Genomic DNA, 17446 nt, shown 5'->3' with positions numbered 1-17446 from the left:
GAAATGAACGTAAGGGTGACGGGCGTCACAAGGCGGATGCATAGTCACCGGGACGTCGAGCCAAGGGGCGCGCCCCTGCCGGAAGCGACGAGGCCAAGCGTCGGAGCGAGGAACGAGCGACAGAGCGCAGCTGTCGTGGGGCACTCCCCCAGCTACCGCTGGGGGTACCCCCACCCGGCCGAAGGCTGGGGGAGAGCGTCGGCAGGGGGCCTGAGCCCCGGAGGCGAGCCGAGCGCTGGACCAGGACGTGAGCCGCACGTACTGCACGTAACCCAGGACAGGAACGAGGAGGCAGCCGTGGCTGCGAACACCATCCCGCCACAGGGCCGTACTGGGGGCACCTCCCAGGCGAAGCGCTGGGGGAGGGACCGGACCCACTACCTCTACCTCGCCGTGATCGGCGCGGTGCTCGTGGGCATCGCGGTGGGGTTCGCCGCGCCCGACGTGGCCGTGGAGCTCAAGCCGCTGGGCACCGGCTTTGTGAACCTGATCAAGATGATGATCTCGCCGATCATCTTCTGCACGATCGTGCTCGGTGTGGGGTCGGTCCGCAAGGCCGCGAAGGTCGGTGCGGTGGGCGGGCTCGCGCTCGGCTACTTCATGGTGATGTCCACCATCGCGCTCGGGATCGGCCTGGTGGTCGGCAACATCCTCGAGCCCGGGTCCGGGCTGCATCTGACGGAGGCCGCGCGCCACGCCGGTGAGGCCCAGGCCGAAGGGGCCGGCGGGTCCACCGCCGACTTCCTGCTCGGCATCATCCCGACCACGCTGTTCTCCGCGTTCACCGGCGGTGAGGTGCTGCAGACGCTGCTGGTCGCCCTGCTCGTCGGCTTCGCACTGCAGGCCATGGGGCCGGCCGGTGAGCCGGTACTGCGGGGCATCGGGCACCTGCAGCGGCTGGTCTTCCGAGTCCTGTCCATGATCATGTGGGTGGCGCCGGTCGGTGCGTTCGGCGCGATCGCGGCGGTCGTCGGGGAGACGGGCCTGGACGCCCTGAAGTCCCTCGCCGTCATCATGATCGGCTTCTACGTCACCTGCCTGCTCTTCGTGGTCGTCGTCCTCGGCGCGCTGCTGCGGCTGGTGGCCGGAATCAACCTCTTCGCGCTGCTGAAGTACCTCGCGCGGGAGTTCCTGCTGATCCTGTCCACCTCCTCTTCGGAGTCGGCACTGCCGCGGCTCATCGCGAAGATGGAGCACCTGGGCGTCAGCAGGCCCGTCGCCGGCATCACCGTTCCGACCGGCTACTCCTTCAACCTCGACGGCACCGCGATCTACCTGACCATGGCGTCGCTGTTCGTCGCCGAGGCGATGGGCAAGCCGCTGGCGCTCGGTGAGCAGATCTCGCTCCTGCTCTTCATGGTCATCGCCTCCAAGGGCGCGGCGGGTGTCACGGGCGCCGGCTTGGCCACCCTCGCCGGCGGCCTGCAGTCGCACCGGCCCGAACTGCTCGACGGTGTGGGTCTGATCGTGGGCATCGACCGCTTCATGAGCGAGGCGCGGGCGCTGACGAACTTCGCGGGCAACGCGGTGGCGACCGTCCTGATCGGGACCTGGACCAAGGAGATCGACAAGGACCGGGCGGCTGATGTGCTCGCCGGGAAGCTGCCGTTCGACGAGACGACGCTGGTCGACGACGGGCACGGCGAGCCGGCCGGAGTGCCGGACCAGCGCGAGGGCGGAGCCAAGGAGCCCGCGGCTGTCTGAGCGGACTGCCCGGAGGGGGCGGGAAGGCCCGGCCCCTTCGCCGTTCACAGGCACACGGTCACCCCGGCAGCCCGTGGGGCCCGGTCCGATCGCTGTGGTCGGACCGGGTCCCGTACGGATGTCAGGCAGGCCGCAGCCAGGTCGTCGCCAGGGGTGGCAGGACGAGACTGATGCTCGCCGGGCGGCCGTGCCAGGGCGTCGGCTCGGACTTCACCGGGCCCGGGTTGTGGACATCACTGCCGCCGAAGCGCCCGCTGTCCGTGTTGAGCACCTCCTGCCAGACGGGGATGTGCTCCGGCACCCCGAACCGGTAGTCGTGCCGGACCACCGGCGAGAAGTTGCTGACGGACAACAGCGGTGCGCCATCCGTGTCGTACCGCAGGAACGCGAAGACGTTGTCCTCCCACGCATCCCCCTCGACCCACTCGAAGCCACCCGGGTCGGTGTCCCGCTGCCACAGCGAGGGCGTAGGAGCGTAGATCCGGTTGAGCTCCCGGACCAGGTTCTGAACGCCGCGGTGGTCGCCCGCCGAGTGGTAGGAGTCGTCCAGCAGCCACCACTCCGGGCCGTGCGCCTCCGACCACTCGGCGCCCTGCGCGAACTCCTGCCCCATGAAGAGCAGTTGCTTGCCCGGGTGCGCCCACATGAAGCCCAGATACGCGCGGAGGTTGGCCCGCCGCTGCCACCAGTCGCCCGGCATCTTCGACACCAGCGCCTGTTTGCCGTGCACCACCTCGTCGTGGGAGATCGGCAGGACGTAGTTCTCGCTGTATGCGTACACCATCGAGAACGTCATCTCGTTGTGGTGGTACTTGCGGTGGACGGGGTCCTTTGACATGTAGACGAGGGAGTCGTGCATCCAGCCCATGTTCCACTTCAGACCGAAGCCGAGGCCGCCGTGGCCGTGCGGCCCGATGTGGTGGGTGGGGCGCGTGACCCCGTCCCAGGCCGTGGACTCCTCGGCGATGGTCACCACACCCGGGCAGCGCCGGTAGACGGTGGCGTTCATCTCCTGCAGGAAGGCGACGGCGTCCAGGTTCTCCCGCCCGCCGAACTCGTTCGGGCTCCACTGGCCGCTCTCGCGCGAGTAGTCGAGATAGAGCATCGAGGCGACGGCATCGACGCGCAGACCGTCGATATGGAACTCCTCGCACCAGTAGACGGCGTTCGCGACGAGGAAGTTACGGACCTCCGTCCGCCCGTAGTCGAACTCCAGCGTGCCCCAGTCCGGGTGCTCGGCGCGCTGCGGGTCCGGATGTTCGTACAGCGCGGTCCCGTCGAAGCCGGCCAGCGCCCAGTCGTCCTTGGGGAAGTGGGCCGGCACCCAGTCGACGATGACACCGATGCCGGCCTGGTGCAGCGCGTCGACCAGGTACTTGAAGTCGTCGGGGCTGCCGAGGCGGGCGGTGGGCGCGTAGTACGAGGTGACCTGGTAGCCCCAGGATGGGCTGTACGGGTGCTCGGCGACCGGCATCAGCTCCACATGCGTGAAGCCCAGGTCCTTGACGTACGCGGGAAGCTGCTCGGCCAGCTCCCGGTAGTTCAGGCCGGGCCGCCAGGACGGCAGGTGCACCTCGTAGACGGAGAACGGCGCCCGGTGGGTGGGCACATCGCCGCGGTGGGCCAGCCACTCCTGGTCCCGCCACTGGTGGTGGGAGACGGTGACGACCGAGGCGGTGTCGGGCGGGCATTCGGTGCGGCGCGCCATCGGGTCGGCCCGCAGGGAGTGGCTGCCGTCGGGCCGGATGATCTCGAACTTGTAGCGCAGGCCCTCGCCGAAGCCGGGGACGAACAGCTCCCACACCCCGCTGCCGCCGAGCGAACGCATGGGCAGGCCCGTACCGTCCCAGCAGTTGAAGTCACCGGCGAGCCGGACGCCGCGGGCGTTGGGGGCCCAGACGGTGAAGCGGGTGCCGGTCACGCCCTGGTGCGTCATCACCTGTGCGCCGAGGGCCTGCCACAGCTGCTCATGGCGGCCCTCGCCGATGAGGTGCAGATCCAACTCGCCGAGCGCGGGCAGAAAGCGGTACGGGTCGCCGAACTCCTGCTCGGCACCCTCGTAGGCGACGAGGAAGTGGTAGTCGGGGATCTCGGTCAGCGGCAGTACGGCGGCGAAGAAGCCGTCGCCTTCGGAGAACAGATCCGCCCGTACGCCGTCCTGCGTGACGAGGGTGACGGAGCGCGCGAACGGGCGCAGGACGCGGAAGCAGATCCCGCCGCTGTCGGGGAGCGGGTGTGCCCCGAGGAGCGAGTGCGGATCGTGGTGCGGGCCGCTGAGCAGCCGGTGCCGCTCACCGCCGTCCAGCTCGGGGGCGGGCCGAGCGCCCCGGTCCGCGGTTTCGGCGGACGCGGGCTTGACGGCGTGCTTGGCCGCCGGCGTTCGACGGGTGGTGGCCCTCGGGGCCGCCCCCTGGCGGCGCGGCAGCGTCGGCGCGTTCTGCTGGGACTTCGTCCGGGGTGCGGCTCGTTCCGCTGCCGGTTCGGCAGCCCGGCTCTCGCCCCCCGGTGCCGGGAGACCTTCATCGGACGGACGGTGATGGGACGGCGGGCGGGCGGTCACGAGTGAGTCCTCCTCGGAGGGCGGGTAATGGGGGTGCCGGGGTCGCGGAGCGGCGGGCCCGGCGCGGGCACACGGGGCGGCCCGGGGCCGGGCCGCCAGCCCCGCTGGGGGACGAGCAGCCCGGCCACCGGGGGCAGAACCACCCGCGAGCGAGCCGAAGCGCTCGCCAGGGCGCGAGCGAGCCAAAGGGCGCGCCGGTGTCGAAAGCTGGGGGCACCTCCCAGCGGTAGTCCCCCTGGGCCCGACGGCCCGGGTGGGGGTACCCCCAGCGGTAGCTGCGGGAGTACCCCCAGGGGGAGCCCGGAGGCGAGCCGAGCAGAGTGCCGCGGGAAGGTCATGCGGGCGGAAGTCCCGCGACGGCCCCGGCGGCACCGTCGCCCGGCAGCCCCGCGAGCCGCCGGATCGCCGCCATCGGGACCGGAAGCCAGTCGGGCCGGTGCCTGGCCTCGTAGAGCACCTCGTACACGGCCTTGTCGGTCTCGTACGCGCGCAGCAGCTCCGGCTCGTCGCGCGGATCGCCGCCCGCCGCCTCCGCGTACCCGTCGCAGTAGGCGGACCGCCCCTGGTGAGCCCACCTCTGGGACCAGGCGGAGGCTCCCCCTGCCGGACGGTGGGTACGGGCCGCGTAGTCGAAGGAGCGCAGCATTCCGGCGATGTCGCGGGCCACGGGCTGTAGCCGGCGGCGCTCGGCGATCGGCCGGGCCGGCTCCCCCTCGAAGTCGATCAGCGTCCAGCGTCCGTCGGGCGGGGTGCGCAGCGTCTGGCCCAGGTGCAGATCACCGTGTATCCGCTGGGCCGGCCAGGTCCGGCCGCGCCGGCCGAGGGCGGCGAGGTCGTCGAAGGCGGTGCGCAGCGGTGCGCGGTACGGGCGCAGCGCCGGCACAGCGGCGGCGACGGCGTCCAGACGTTCCGCCATCCCGGCCGCGAGCAGTTCGATCTGCTGCCTGCGCAGTACGGCGGTGGGCATCGCGGCGGCGAGTGCGGTGTGCACCTCGGCGGTGGCCCGCCCGAGCGCCCGCGCCGCGGCGGTGAAATCCGCCCGCGCGGAAAGGGATTTCAGGGCGAGCTGCCAGCCGTCGGCGGAGCCGGCCAGGAAGGGCTGAAGGATGCCGAGGGTCATCGGCTCGGCCCCTGGGGCCACCTCGTGCGAAGTCTCGAACCAGGCCGTGGGGTGGGGCACCCGCTCGCATCCGGCGCGGGCGAGCGCGAGCGGCAGCTCCAGGTCGGGGTTGGTGCCCACGCCGACCCGCCGGAACACCTTGAGGATGTACGCTTCGCCGTACACCACCGAGGAGTTGGACTGCTCGGCCATGATCGGGCGGGGGGTGAGCCCGGAGGGGATGGCCGTGGAGGGGGCGCGGGTGAAGCGGAGCGCGCCGAGCAGGCCGGGCACCCGCAGCCGTTCCAGCAGCAGCCCGGCCAGCCGCGGGTCCTGCAGCGCCTCGTAGACCGTACGCCCGTACAGCGGCCCGCCGGCGGGGCGCCCGATGAGCGCGTGGGCGAGGTGTGGGGGGAGGGCGGAGCGGATGCCCAGCAGCAGCTGGTAGCAGTCCGCGCCTTCGCGGTGGGTCTGCGGTGGTCCGGACTGCTGGGCCCGGACCAGCAGATGGAGCAGGCCTGGGGTTGCCCCGCCCGCTCCGCAGGGCAGCAACTCCGTCGCCGCGAGGAGGGAGAAGCCGGTGATGGGGCGGCCCTTGCCGGCGAACCACCGCTGCCGGGGCAGCCATTCGCGCAACAGCGGTACCAGCGAGGGGAGCAGCGAGCGACTGGGACCGACCAGGGCGGGGAGGGGGGCGGGGCCGACCAATCGGGTCGGGTCGGCGCGGGTCGAGCCTTCCGACATGACGTCGCATCCTTTCCCCGGGCGCACCACCGATTTTGGCAGAGTGTCCCGGATTGCGGCATTGGCTGTCCGGCGGTGCGGGACGTGTCGGGTGAGTCTCGTCCGTACAGGTAAGGCGATTGGCCTATTCGCTGCGCGGTCGGGGGAGTAGGGAGAGCCTGCCCATGGCGGGGCGGCGGAAACCGGTTCGGCCGCCCCGCCATGACTGATCGTCAGCCTCCGCCGCGCCCAGTGGCAGCACCCGCGCCGCCGACGGCACCGGTGATGACCGCGGCTGCCGGGGCGCCGTCGGCCAGACCGGGCTCACTCCCGGAAACCGCCGCCACCGGCATGGCCGCCGACGTGGTCCCGTGCGTGGTACCGGGCCGCCGCAGCCGGAACCAGTAGAAGCCGTGCCCGGCGAGCGTCAGCAGATACGGCAGCTCCCCGATGGCCGGGAACCGCACCCCACCGATCAGCTCGACCGGATGCCGCCCGTTGAACGCCTGCAGATCGAGCTCGGTCGGCTGCGCGAACCGGGAGAAGTTGTTCACGCACAGCACGAGGTCGTCGCCGTACTCACGCAGGAAGGCCAGCACCGCCGGGTTGCTGGAGGGCAGCTCGGTGAACGAGCCCAGGCCGAAGGCCGGATTCTGCTTGCGGATCTCGATCATCCGGCGCGTCCAGTGCAGCGGCGAGCTCGGCGAACTCATCGCCGCTTCCACATTGGTGACCTGGTAGCCGTAGACCGGGTCCATGATGGTCGGCAGGAACAGCCGCCCTGGATCGCAGGAGGAGAAGCCCGCGTTGCGGTCCGGCGTCCACTGCATCGGGGTGCGCACCGCGTCCCGGTCGCCGAGCCAGATGTTGTCGCCCATCCCGATCTCGTCGCCGTAGTAGAGGATCGGCGAGCCGGGCAGGGACAGCAGCAGGGCGGTGAACAGCTCGATCTGGTTGCGGTCGTTGTCCAGCAGCGGTGCGAGCCGGCGCCGGATGCCGATGTTGGCGCGCATCCGAGGGTCCTTGGCGTACTCCGCGTACATGTAGTCGCGCTCTTCGTCCGTGACCATCTCGAGCGTGAGCTCATCGTGGTTGCGCAGGAAGATGCCCCACTGGCAGCCGGACGGAATGGCCGGGGTCTTGGCGAGGATCTCGGAGACCGGGTAGCGGGACTCGCGCCGTACGGCCATGAAGATCCGCGGCATGACCGGGAAGTGGAAGGCCATATGGCACTCGTTGCCGCCCTCTTCGAAGTCGCCGAAGTAGTCGACGACGTCCTCGGGCCACTGATTGGCCTCGGCGAGCAGCACGGTGTCGGGGTAGTGGGCGTCGATCTCGGCGCGCACCCGCTTGAGCAGATCGTGAGTACGGGGCAGGTTCTCGCAGTTGGTGCCCTCCTCGGCGTAGAGGTAGGGCACGGCGTCCAGCCGGAAGCCGTCGATGCCGAGGTCCAGCCAGAAGCGCAGGGCCGAGATGATCTCCTCCTGCACCGCCGGGTTCTCGAAGTTGAGGTCCGGCTGGTGGGAGAAGAAGCGATGCCAGTAGTACTGCTTGCGCACCGGGTCGAAGGTCCAGTTGGACGCCTCGGTGTCGACGAAGATGATCCGGGCGTCCTGGTACTGCTTGTCGTCGTCGGCCCAGACGTAGTAGTCGCCGTACGGCCCGTTGGGGTCTTTGCGCGACTCCTGGAACCACGGGTGCTGGTCGCTCGTGTGGTTCATGACAAAATCGATGATCACGCGCATGCCCCGCTGGTGCGCGGCATCCACGAACTCCACGAAATCGGCCAGGTCGCCGAACTCGGGCAGTACGGCGGTGTAGTCGGAGACGTCGTAGCCGCCGTCCCGCAGCGGGGACTTGAAGAAGGGCGGCAGCCAGAGGCAGTCGACACCCAGCCACTGCAGGTAGTCGAGCTTGGCGGTCAGGCCCTTGAGGTCGCCGACGCCGTCGCCGTTGCTGTCCTGGAAGGAGCGGACCAGTACCTCGTAGAAGACGGCACGCTTGAACCAGTCGGGATCACGGTCCCCCTCGGGAGTGTCCTCGAAGGTGTCCTGGACGGGCTCATTGACGATCATGGTGTGGGTGACCCTCCGATCGGTGAGGACGGTCGCAGGGCGAAGATGTGCGCTGGCTTGACGCCCGGCTCGAGGCGCACATAGTTGGCCCTGCCCCAGTGATAGGTCTCGCCGGTGAGCTCATCGCGCACCGGGACGGACTCGTGCCAGTCGAGGCCGAGTTCCGGCATGTTCAACGAGACCGTCGCCTCCTGGGTGTGGTGGGGGTCGAGGTTGACGACGGTGAGGACGCAGTCCGGTCCCGAGCGCTTGGAGTAGGCGATCAGCGCATCGTTGTCGACGTGGTGGAAGCGCAGATTGCGCAGCTGCTGCAGGGCCGGATGGCGGCGGCGGAGCCGGTTCAGCGCGGTGATCAGCGGGGTGATCGTACGGCCCTCGCGCTCGGCCGCCTCCCAGTCGCGCGGGCGCAGCTGGTATTTCTCGGAGTCCAGGTACTCCTCGCTGCCGGGCCGCAGGGCCGTGTTCTCACACAGCTCGTATCCGGCGTAGACGCCCCAGGTGGGGGAGAGGGTCGCGGCGAGGACGGCGCGCGTCTCGAAGGCGGGCCTGCCGCCGTCCTGGAGGTAGGCGTGCAGAATGTCCGGGGTGTTCACAAAGAAATTCGGACGCATGCAGGAGGCGGCGTCGCCGGACAGCTCGGTGAGGTAGTCCGTCAGCTCCTGCTTGGTGTTCCGCCAGGTGAAGTACGTGTACGACTGCTGGAATCCGATCGCGGCAAGGGTGTGCATCATCGCGGGCCGGGTGAAGGCCTCGGCGAGGAAGATGACGTCCGGGTCGCTCCGGTTGATGTCGGCGATGACCTTCTCCCAGAAGGACACCGGCTTGGTGTGCGGGTTGTCGACACGGAAGATGCGCACCCCGTGGGCCATCCAGAAGCGCAGCACGCGCAGCGTCTCGCGGACGATGCCGCCGAAATCGGCGTCGAAGGCGATGGGGTAGATGTCCTGGTACTTCTTCGGCGGGTTCTCGGCATAGGCGATCGTGCCGTCGGCGCGGTGGTGGAACCACTCGGGGTGCTTCTGCACCCACGGGTGGTCCGGTGAGCACTGCAGCGCGAAGTCCAGCGCGACCTCCATCCGCAGGTCGCGGGCTTTGCGTACGAAGCAGTCGAAGTCCTCGATGGTGCCGAGATCGGGGTGGATGGCGTCATGGCCGCCGTCGGGAGAGCCGATCGCCCAGGGCGAGCCGACGTCCTCGGGGCCCGCGCTGAGGGTGTTGTTGGGGCCCTTGCGGAAGGCCGTGCCGACGGGGTGGATCGGCGGGAGGTAGAGGACGTCGAAGCCCATCGCGGCGATGGCCGGGAGCCGTTCGGCGGCTGTACGGAAGGTACCGCTGACGGGGGGCCGGCCCTCGTCGGCCACCGCCCCCTCCGAGCGGATGAAGAGCTCGTACCAGGACCCGTACAGCGCGCGCTGCCGCTCGACCTGGAGCGGCATGGGACGGGAGGTGGTGACCAGCTCGCGCAGCGGATGGTGGTCGAGGGTGGTGACGACCTCCGGGGCCAGCGCGGCGGCCAGCCGGTGGGCCGCCGGCCGCTGTTCATCGCGCAGGGCGTCGACCGCGCACAGCACGCGCTCGCGGCCCTCCTTCTTCGGCACGCCGTTCGCCGCCCGCTCGTGCAGCGCGGCGCCTTCGGCCAGGACGAGTTCGGTGTCGATCCCCGCCGGGATCTTGATCTTGGCGTGGTGCCGCCAGGTGTTGATCGGATCGCTCCAGGCTTCCACCGTGTACGTCCAGCGGCCCTCGGCATTCGGCGTGACCTCGGCGCCCCAGCGGTCGGTGCCGGGGGCGAGTTCACGCATCGGGGTCCACGGGCCGGCGCGGCCGGCCGGGTCACGCAGGACCACGTTCGCGGCGACCGCGTCGTGCCCTTCGCGGAAGACGGTGGCGCTGACCTGAAAACTCTCGCCGACCACCGCCTTCGCCGGGCGGCGCCCGCAGTCGACGAGCGGGCGGATGTCCAGAACGGGAATGCGTCCGATCACGGGATCACCTGGAAGCGTTGCGGGCTGTTCAGCCAAATTTTTGGCTTTTGTACTTTGTATCCTCTTTGTTGACGAATGGCTGGTTGCGGGCATGGCCGCTCCTGTCCGCGTTCACTCAGGTGGGCGATGCTCTTGAGAGGTACTCACCGTTCCGGAGGAGCCTGCCCACGGGTGGTGGGAGGGCAATCCGGCTTGGGGTTGGCTACCGGGGCGTAACGGTAAAAACATGTACTGGCGCGTCCCCGGGGGCTGTTGGGCCAACCGGGTGAGGCGGTATCACCTGGGGCAGTTGGCCCAGACGGGTGGATGGGTCTGTGCGACCGTTCGGGCGCATGGAAGCGCGTGCCGTGGTGACGGCCCCATGTCGCGGCTACCGTCGAAGCGTGAAGGCCATTCGTCGATTCAGCGTGCGCCCCGTCCTTCCGGAAAACCTACGACCGCTCAGCGAACTGGCGCGCAATCTGCGCTGGTCCTGGCACCCAGAGACCCGCGAGCTGTTCCAGGCCGTCGACCCCGACGGCTGGCAGGCCGCAGCAGGTGACCCCGTACGGCTCCTCGGCGCCGTGTCCGCAGCCCGCCTTGCCGAGCTGGCGCGGGACGAGGAATTCCTGCGCCGCCTCAGCTCCGCGGCAGAGGACCTGAATCATTACCTGTTGGCGCCGCGCTGGTACCAGCAGGCGGGCACTGACCTCCCCGCCGCCATCGCCTATTTCTCACCCGAATTCGGCATCACCGCCGCCCTGCCGCAGTACTCCGGCGGCCTCGGCATCCTCGCCGGTGACCATCTCAAGGCCGCCAGTGACCTCGGCGTCCCGCTCATCGGGGTCGGCCTGCTCTACCGGCACGGCTACTTCCGCCAGTCGCTGTCCCGCGACGGCTGGCAGCAGGAGCACTACCCCGTCCTGGACCCCAACGAGCTGCCGTTGTCGATGCTGTGCGAGCTCGACGGCACTCCCAGCCAGGTCTCGCTCGCGCTCCCCGGCGGCCGGTCCCTGCGCGCCTACATCTGGCAGGCCCGCGTCGGCCGGGTACCGCTGCTGCTCCTCGACTCGGATGTGGAGGAGAACAACACCAGCGAGCGGGACGTCACCGACCGGCTCTACGGCGGCGGCAGTGAGCACCGGCTGCTGCAGGAGATGCTGCTCGGCATCGGCGGCGTTCGCGCGGTGCGTACATACTGCCGCCTCACCGGCCACCCGGATCCCGAGGTGTTCCACACCAACGAGGGCCATGCCGGATTCCTGGGCCTGGAGCGGATCCGTGAACTCGACCGGGAAGGACTGGACTTCGATGCCGCGCTGGAGACCGTCCGCGCCGGCACCGTGTTCACCACCCACACCCCCGTACCCGCCGGCATCGACCGCTTCGACCGGGAGCTGGTCGCCCGTCACTTCGGCGAGCAGGGCGAGCTCCCCGGCGTGGACGTGGGCCGGATCCTGCAACTCGGGGTGGAGACCTACCCGGGCGGCGAGCCCGATCTGTTCAACATGGCGGTGATGGGCCTGCGCCTGGCCCAGCGCGCCAACGGCGTCTCCCTGCTGCACGGCAAGGTCAGCCGGGAGATGTTCGCCGGGCTGTGGCCGGGCTTCGACCCCGAGGAGGTGCCGATCACCTCCGTGACCAACGGCGTACACGCCCCCACCTGGATGGCGCCCGAGGTGTTCCGGCTCGTTACCCGCCAGATCGGCCCGGACCGTGCCGAGGACGCGCTGACCACCGGCTCCCGGCAGCGCTGGGAGGCCGTCACCGACATCCCCGGCGAGGAGATCTGGCAGCTGCGGCGGTCCCTGCGCGGCCAGCTGGTCGAGGAGGTGCGCCGACGGCTGTACGCGTCCTGGCGGCAACGCGGCGCCGCGGCCGCCGAACTGGGCTGGATCGACGGCGTACTGGACCCGGAGGTGCTCACCATCGGCTTCGCCCGCCGCGTCCCCTCCTACAAGCGCCTCACCCTGATGCTGCGCGACAAGGACCGGCTGCTGCGGCTGCTGCTGGACCCCGAGCGCCCGGTCCAGATCGTCGTCGCGGGCAAGGCCCACCCGGCGGACGACAGCGGCAAGCGGTTGGTGCAGGAGCTCGTGCGGTTCGCCGACGACCCGCGGGTGCGGCACCGCATCGTCTTCCTGCCCGACTACGGCATGGGCATGGCCCAGAAGCTCTACCCCGGCTGTGACGTCTGGCTCAACAATCCGCTGCGGCCGCTGGAGGCCTGCGGCACCTCGGGGATGAAGGCGGCCCTCAACGGCTGTCTCAACCTCTCGGTGCTCGACGGCTGGTGGGACGAGTGGTTCGAGCCCGACTTCGGCTGGGCCATCCCCACGGCCGACGGCGCGGCCACCGACGACGCACGGCGGGACGACCTGGAGGCCCACGCCCTGTACCGGCTGCTGGAGGAGCGGATCGCCCCGCTCTTCTACTGCCGGGGCCAGGGCGACCGCCCCGAGCGCTGGATCGAGATGGTCCGGCAGACCCTGCTGGGCCTTGGGCCGAAGGTGCTGGCGGGCCGGATGGTCCGCGAGTACGTGGAGCGGTTGTACGCGCCCGCTGCCCGCGCCCACCGCGACCTGGATGCGCCGACGGCGCGTGAACTGGCCGCCTGGAAGGGGCGGGTCCGGGCCGCCTGGCCGCGGGTGGCCGTCGACCACGTGGAGGCGGGTACGACCACGGGGGTGAGTGGCAGCGCGGAGCTGGGATCCACCCTCTCGCTGCGGGTCCGGGTCGCGCTCGACACACTGCGGCCCGAGGACGTCGAGGTGCAGGCCGTCGCGGGCCGGGTCGACTCCGGCGACCGGATCACCGACGCGGAGGCGGTTCCGCTCAAACCGGCCGGCGGGGCGGACACCGAGGGCCGCTGGCTGTACGAGGGTCCGCTCACCCTGGACCGTACGGGCCCGTTCGGCTACACCGTACGGATCCTGCCCGCACACCAACTGCTGGCGAGCGGCTCCGAACTGGGGCTGGTCGCGGTACCGGCCGAGGGCACGGGCGAGGCGGCAGGGGTTCTGCTGCGCTGAGCCCCCGGCGCTTGCGCTTCCCGCCCACTCACCCCTGGACCATGGGTGAGTGGGCGGGAGCCGTGCTGCCCTGGGTGGGGAAGGACTCCCGGGCAGGGCTGGGAGGTGACGTCAGCTCTTCTTCACATTGACGCCCGCCCAGGCGGCGTCGACGCCCTTGGCCTCGGCGCTGTCGGCGCCGTAGAGGTCCGTGGCCGCCTTGAGAGTCGCCTCGCGCGCCGCGTGGTAGTCGGTGTTCGAGGTCATGTACGTGGTGAGGGCCTTGAACCAGATCTTCTCGGCCTTGTCGCGCCCGATGCCCTCGACCTTGGAGCCGTCAGCGGTCGGGCTGTCGTACTTGACGCCGTTGATCTCCTTCGGCCCGCTCCCCTCGGACAGCAGATAGAAGAAGTGGTTGGCGACGCCCGAGGAGTGGTGCACATCCTCGTTGCCGACGCCGTCGTACCAGTCGTCCTTGGACGAGCCGTCCTTGCTGGGCTTGTCCATGTAGCGCAGCGGCTTGCCGTCGCCGCGGATGTCGATCTTCTCGCCGACCAGGTAGTCGCCCGGGTCCTCGGAGTTGCCCGCGCCGAACTCGACCGCCGCGGCGAAGATGTCGGAGGTCGCCTCGTTGAGACCGCCGGACTCGCCGCTGTACTCCAGGCCCGCGGTGGCCGAGGTGACGCCGTGGGTCATCTCGTGGGCCGCGACGTCAATCGAGGTCAGCGGCTTGGAGTTGCCCTCGCCATCGCCGTAGGTCATGCAGAAGCAGGAGTCGTCCCAGAAGGCGTTGACGTAGCTGTTGCCGTAGTGGACCCGGCTGGTGGCGCCCTTGCCGTCGCCGCGGATGCCGTTGCGGCCGTGCACCTTCTTGTAGTAGTCCCAGGTCAGGGCCGCACCGTAGTGCGCGTCGACGGCCGCCGTCTGGGGGTCGTCGGCCTTGCCGGTGCCCCAGTTGTCGTCCTCGTCGGTGAACAGCTTGGCCTCGCCGTTCTCGCTGTGGGCGAGGTCCCCGGTGGTGTGGCCGCCACGGTCGGCGTCGGTGAGCGAGAACCCGTTGTCCGCCTTGGAGGTGCCCAGCTCCACCTTGCCGCTGTACTGGCTCTGGCCGCTGCCCTCGTGGATGGCCTGGTACGAGTAGAGCTTCTTGCCGGTCTTGGCGTCGGTGATGACGTGCAGCTTGCTCGGCGTGCCGTCCTCCTGGACACCGCCCACGACCGTCTCCCAGGCGAGCACGGGCTTGCCGGAGGCGGCCCAGATCACCTTGCGAGGCGCCTGGGCGGCGGCGGACTTGGTGACCTCGGCGCTCTTGGCCGACGCCACCGCCGTCTTCTGGGCGGCGGCCGCGGTGACGGCCGGCGCGGTGTCCGACACCGCGATCTGCGCCCGGGCCGACTTGGTGACGGACTTGACCTTGCCGCCCCTGGCCTGGTGGACGATCAGGTCGCCGCCGAGGACGGGCAGGCCGTCGTAGGTGCGGTCATAGCGGGTGTGGACGGTGCCGTCGGCGTCCTTGATGACATCGCGGACGACCAGCTTTTCCTTACCGCCGAGCCCGAGCACCTTGGCGGTGACGGCCTTGGTGGCGCCTGCGTGGCGCAGCAGCTCGGCACGCTGCGATGCCGAGAGGGGGGTGATGGCCGCGCCGGCGGCGGCGCGGGCGGGGGAAGCGTCGGCCGAACCAGCAGCGATGCCGGCGGCCAGCAGGCCGCCTGCCGTGAGCACGGCAGCGGTGGACGCCCGGAATTTCCGGGATGCGTGGGGGGTGGCAGAACTCACGCGTAATCCTCCTGAGTTGTGGGGGGTTGAGGAGGTGAGTCGTGCAGTGCACTGCCTGGGAAGAGTGCCACTATCGTCAAGTGCATGTCATCCACCGAGGGCCAACATGGCTGAAAAACGTCCGGCTTTCGTGGAATTGACTCCGTTATACGAACGCGCTGGCGCCCGGAGACCGCAGGGTCTCCGGGCGCCGTTGTACTCATCAGGATGTCAGCAGACCTGTCTCAGAAGGTCAGCTTCCAGCCGTTGATGTAGCCGGTGTCTTGGGCGTAGACATCCTGGACGCGGAGCTTCCAGGTGCCGTTGGCCGTCTCGGAGGAGGCGTTGACGGTGTACGTCGCCCTGACGTTGTCCGCCGAGTCGAAGGGGCTGGAGTTCTTCAGCCGGTAGGTCGAGCCGTCGGGGGCGACCAGGTTGATCTCCAGGTCACCGCGGTAGGTGTGGACGATGTCCACATCGACCTTGAGGGTGGACGGCGCGTTCCCGGTGCGGTCGTTGACGGTGATCGGCGAGGTCACCGCGGCGCCGGCGTCCGGGATGCTGACGTCGGTGCTGTTCTCGTACACACCGCCGGGCTGCGGGCCCGGGCCCGGGTCACCGGAGCGGCTGCCGACGTTGACCGCCGCCCAGGAGTCCATCACCGCGTTGTACTGGGCGCTGCCCTGGCCGAACAGGTCGGTGGCGGCCTTCAGCGTGGCGTCGCGCGCGGCCGCGTAGTTGGTGGTGGACGTCATGTACGTCGTCAGCGCCTTGAACCACACCTTCTCGGCGTTCGCCCGGCCGATGCCGGTGACCGGCTTGCCGTCGGAGGTCGGGCTGTCGTAGTGGACGCCGCCTATGTCCTTCGGTCCGCTGCCCTCGGACAGCAGATAGAAGAGGTGGTTGGCGACGCCCGAGGAGTAGTGGACGTCGATGTTGCCGATGCCGGAGTACCACGAGTCCTCGGACGAGCCGTCCTTGCTGGGCTTGTCCATGTAGCGCAGCGGGGTGCCGTCGCCGTTGATGTCGATCTTCTCGCCGACCAGGTAGTCGCCCGGGTCCTTCGGGTTGTCCGCGTAGAACTCGACCGCCGCGGCGAAGATGTCGGAGGTCGCCTCGTTGAGACCGCCGGATTCACCGCTGTACCGCAGGCCCGCGGTGTTGGAGGTGACGCCGTGGGTCATCTCGTGGGCCGCGACGTCAATCGAGGTCAGCGGCTTGGCGTTGCCCTCGCCATCGCCGTAGGTCATGCAGAAGCAGGAGTCGTCCCAGAAGGCGTTGACGTAGCTGTTGCCGTAGTGGACGCGGGAGTACGCGCCCTTGCCGTCCCCGCGGATGCCGCTGCGGCCGTGCACGGTCTTGTAGTAGTCCCAGGTCAGCGCCGCGCCGTAGTGCGCGTCGACGCCCGCGGTCTGGGTGTTGCTCGCGGTCCCGTTGCCCCATGTGTCATCGGGGTCGCTGAAGAGCGTGCCGGTGCCCGAACTGCCGTGGTTCAGGTTGTAGGTCTTGTGGCTGCCGCGCCCGGTGTCCGTCATCGTGTACGAGCTGCCGGACTGGGCGGTGCCGATCGCGACCTGGCCGCTGTACTGGCTGTTGCCGGTGCCGGTCTCGATGGCCTGGTACGCGTAGAGCTGCTTGCCGGTCTGTGCGTCGGTGATGACGTGCAGCTGGTTGGGGGTGCCGTCCTCCTGCAGTCCGCCGACGACGGTTTCCCAGGCGAGAACGGGCTTGCCGGAGGCGGCCCAGATCACCTTGCGAGGCGCCCGGTCGGCCTTCGTCCGCTTCGATCCCTCGGCCTTCGCCGCCTTGAGGGCCGTAGCCTCCGCGGCACCGGCGGTCATCTCGGCCGTGGCGTCCGCGACCGCGATCCGCGACCTGACGGCCTTGGTCACGCCGTCGACCGCACCGCCCTTGGCCTCGTGGACGACCAGGTCGCCGCCGAGGACGGGCAGGCCGTCGTAGGTGCGCTCATAGCGGGTGTGGACGGTGCCGTCGGCGTCCTTGACGACGTCCCGGACGACGAGCTTCTCCTTCGCTCCCAGGCCCAGCGACTTGGCGGTCTGGGCGCGGGTCGCGGTGGCCGCCCGGATCAGCTCGGCCCGCTGGGAGGGGGAGAGCTTGACAGGCAGGGCGCCGGGGCGGGGCCCCGCGGCGGCCTCGCCGCCCTGGGCCTGGCCGTCGGTGCGGGCGGTGGCGGTACCGGTCTGGACACCGACGGCGAGCATCGCCGTCACGGCTACCAGCGCGCCGGTCGTTACGGCGCGTCGGTGGGGGGTGCGTCTCACGCGGACTCCTTCTGCCGGGGCCGCGATGGGTATCGCGGCCAGGTGGGGTTACTGGACGGCAAGGGTGTGCCGTCCGGGCAGAGCAGACTGTGCGCAGAACACATGGGGGGAGTGCGTACGAAACCGAGGCGCAGCGGGCTTGAGACTGTGGGGGGTTGCTGTAGGGCCACGGTTGAAGGGAAGAGTGCCACCGGCGGCCGTGCGTGTCAGGAGCGCGTCAATAAATTGGCCGGAAGACGTCCGTTGTCCAAACAGCGCCGCCCGCAT

Annotated in this window: 8 protein-coding genes; 2 read left to right on the top strand and 6 right to left on the bottom strand. The window is 70.1% G+C overall.

From position 1 onward, the window contains the following. Window positions 1-312: 312 nt before the first annotated feature. The gene (locus ACY34J_RS16330; RefSeq protein WP_462727267.1) at window positions 313-1704 is read left to right on the top strand and encodes a cation:dicarboxylate symporter family transporter; all 1392 of its coding nucleotides are present in this window, start codon (window positions 313-315) and stop codon (window positions 1702-1704) included. Window positions 1705-1825: 121 nt separating this feature from the next. On the opposite strand, the gene glgB is transcribed toward ACY34J_RS16330, so the two are convergent. The 4 genes from glgB to ACY34J_RS16310 all read right to left on the bottom strand — a co-directional run bounded on the left by glgB (window position 1826) and on the right by ACY34J_RS16310 (window position 10146). After that, window positions 1826-4264 (bottom strand): 1,4-alpha-glucan branching enzyme, encoded by a 2439-nt coding sequence (glgB, locus tag ACY34J_RS16325; RefSeq protein ID WP_462727215.1) that lies wholly within the window; start codon window positions 4262-4264, stop codon window positions 1826-1828. 334 nt (window positions 4265-4598) lie between these two features. Then, window positions 4599-6107, bottom strand: coding sequence for a maltokinase N-terminal cap-like domain-containing protein (locus ACY34J_RS16320; protein WP_462727214.1), 1509 nt, complete (start codon window positions 6105-6107; stop codon window positions 4599-4601). A 212-nt stretch (window positions 6108-6319) separates the two neighbouring features. Continuing rightward, window positions 6320-8161 carry a maltose alpha-D-glucosyltransferase gene (gene treS, locus ACY34J_RS16315; protein WP_462727213.1) on the bottom strand — a complete coding sequence of 614 codons (1842 nt, stop codon included), beginning with the start codon at window positions 8159-8161 and terminating at the stop codon, window positions 6320-6322. Continuing rightward, window positions 8158-10146, bottom strand: coding sequence for an alpha-1,4-glucan--maltose-1-phosphate maltosyltransferase (locus tag ACY34J_RS16310; protein WP_462727212.1), 1989 nt, complete (start codon window positions 10144-10146; stop codon window positions 8158-8160). Before ACY34J_RS16310 ends, treS begins: the two co-directional genes overlap by 4 nt. Before the next feature lie 383 nt (window positions 10147-10529). On the opposite strand from ACY34J_RS16310, the gene glgP reads away from it, so the two are divergent. After that, window positions 10530-13157 carry an alpha-glucan family phosphorylase gene (glgP, locus tag ACY34J_RS16305; RefSeq protein ID WP_462727211.1) on the top strand — a complete coding sequence of 876 codons (2628 nt, stop codon included), beginning with the start codon at window positions 10530-10532 and terminating at the stop codon, window positions 13155-13157. A 111-nt stretch (window positions 13158-13268) separates the two neighbouring features. On the opposite strand, the gene ACY34J_RS16300 is transcribed toward glgP, so the two are convergent. Further along, window positions 13269-14915, bottom strand: a complete 1647-nt coding sequence (locus tag ACY34J_RS16300; protein WP_462727210.1) for a M4 family metallopeptidase — start codon at window positions 14913-14915, stop codon at window positions 13269-13271. A 224-nt stretch (window positions 14916-15139) separates the two neighbouring features. After that, window positions 15140-17179 (bottom strand): M4 family metallopeptidase, encoded by a 2040-nt coding sequence (locus ACY34J_RS16295; RefSeq protein ID WP_462727209.1) that lies wholly within the window; start codon window positions 17177-17179, stop codon window positions 15140-15142. Window positions 17180-17446 lie beyond the last annotated feature (267 nt).

This window comes from Streptomyces sp. HSS9-12 (genome assembly GCF_054963655.1).
Note: the sequence above shows the minus strand (reverse complement) of the source record. Positions and strands in the feature narration are given on the sequence as shown.

Coding starts and splice junctions, on each gene's coding strand:
- ACY34J_RS16320 (WP_462727214.1), bottom strand. CDS start 6,107: ATGTCGGAAGGCTCGACCCGCGCCGACCCGACCCGATTGGTCGGCCCC.
- treS (WP_462727213.1), bottom strand. CDS start 8,161: ATGATCGTCAATGAGCCCGTCCAGGACACCTTCGAGGACACTCCCGAG.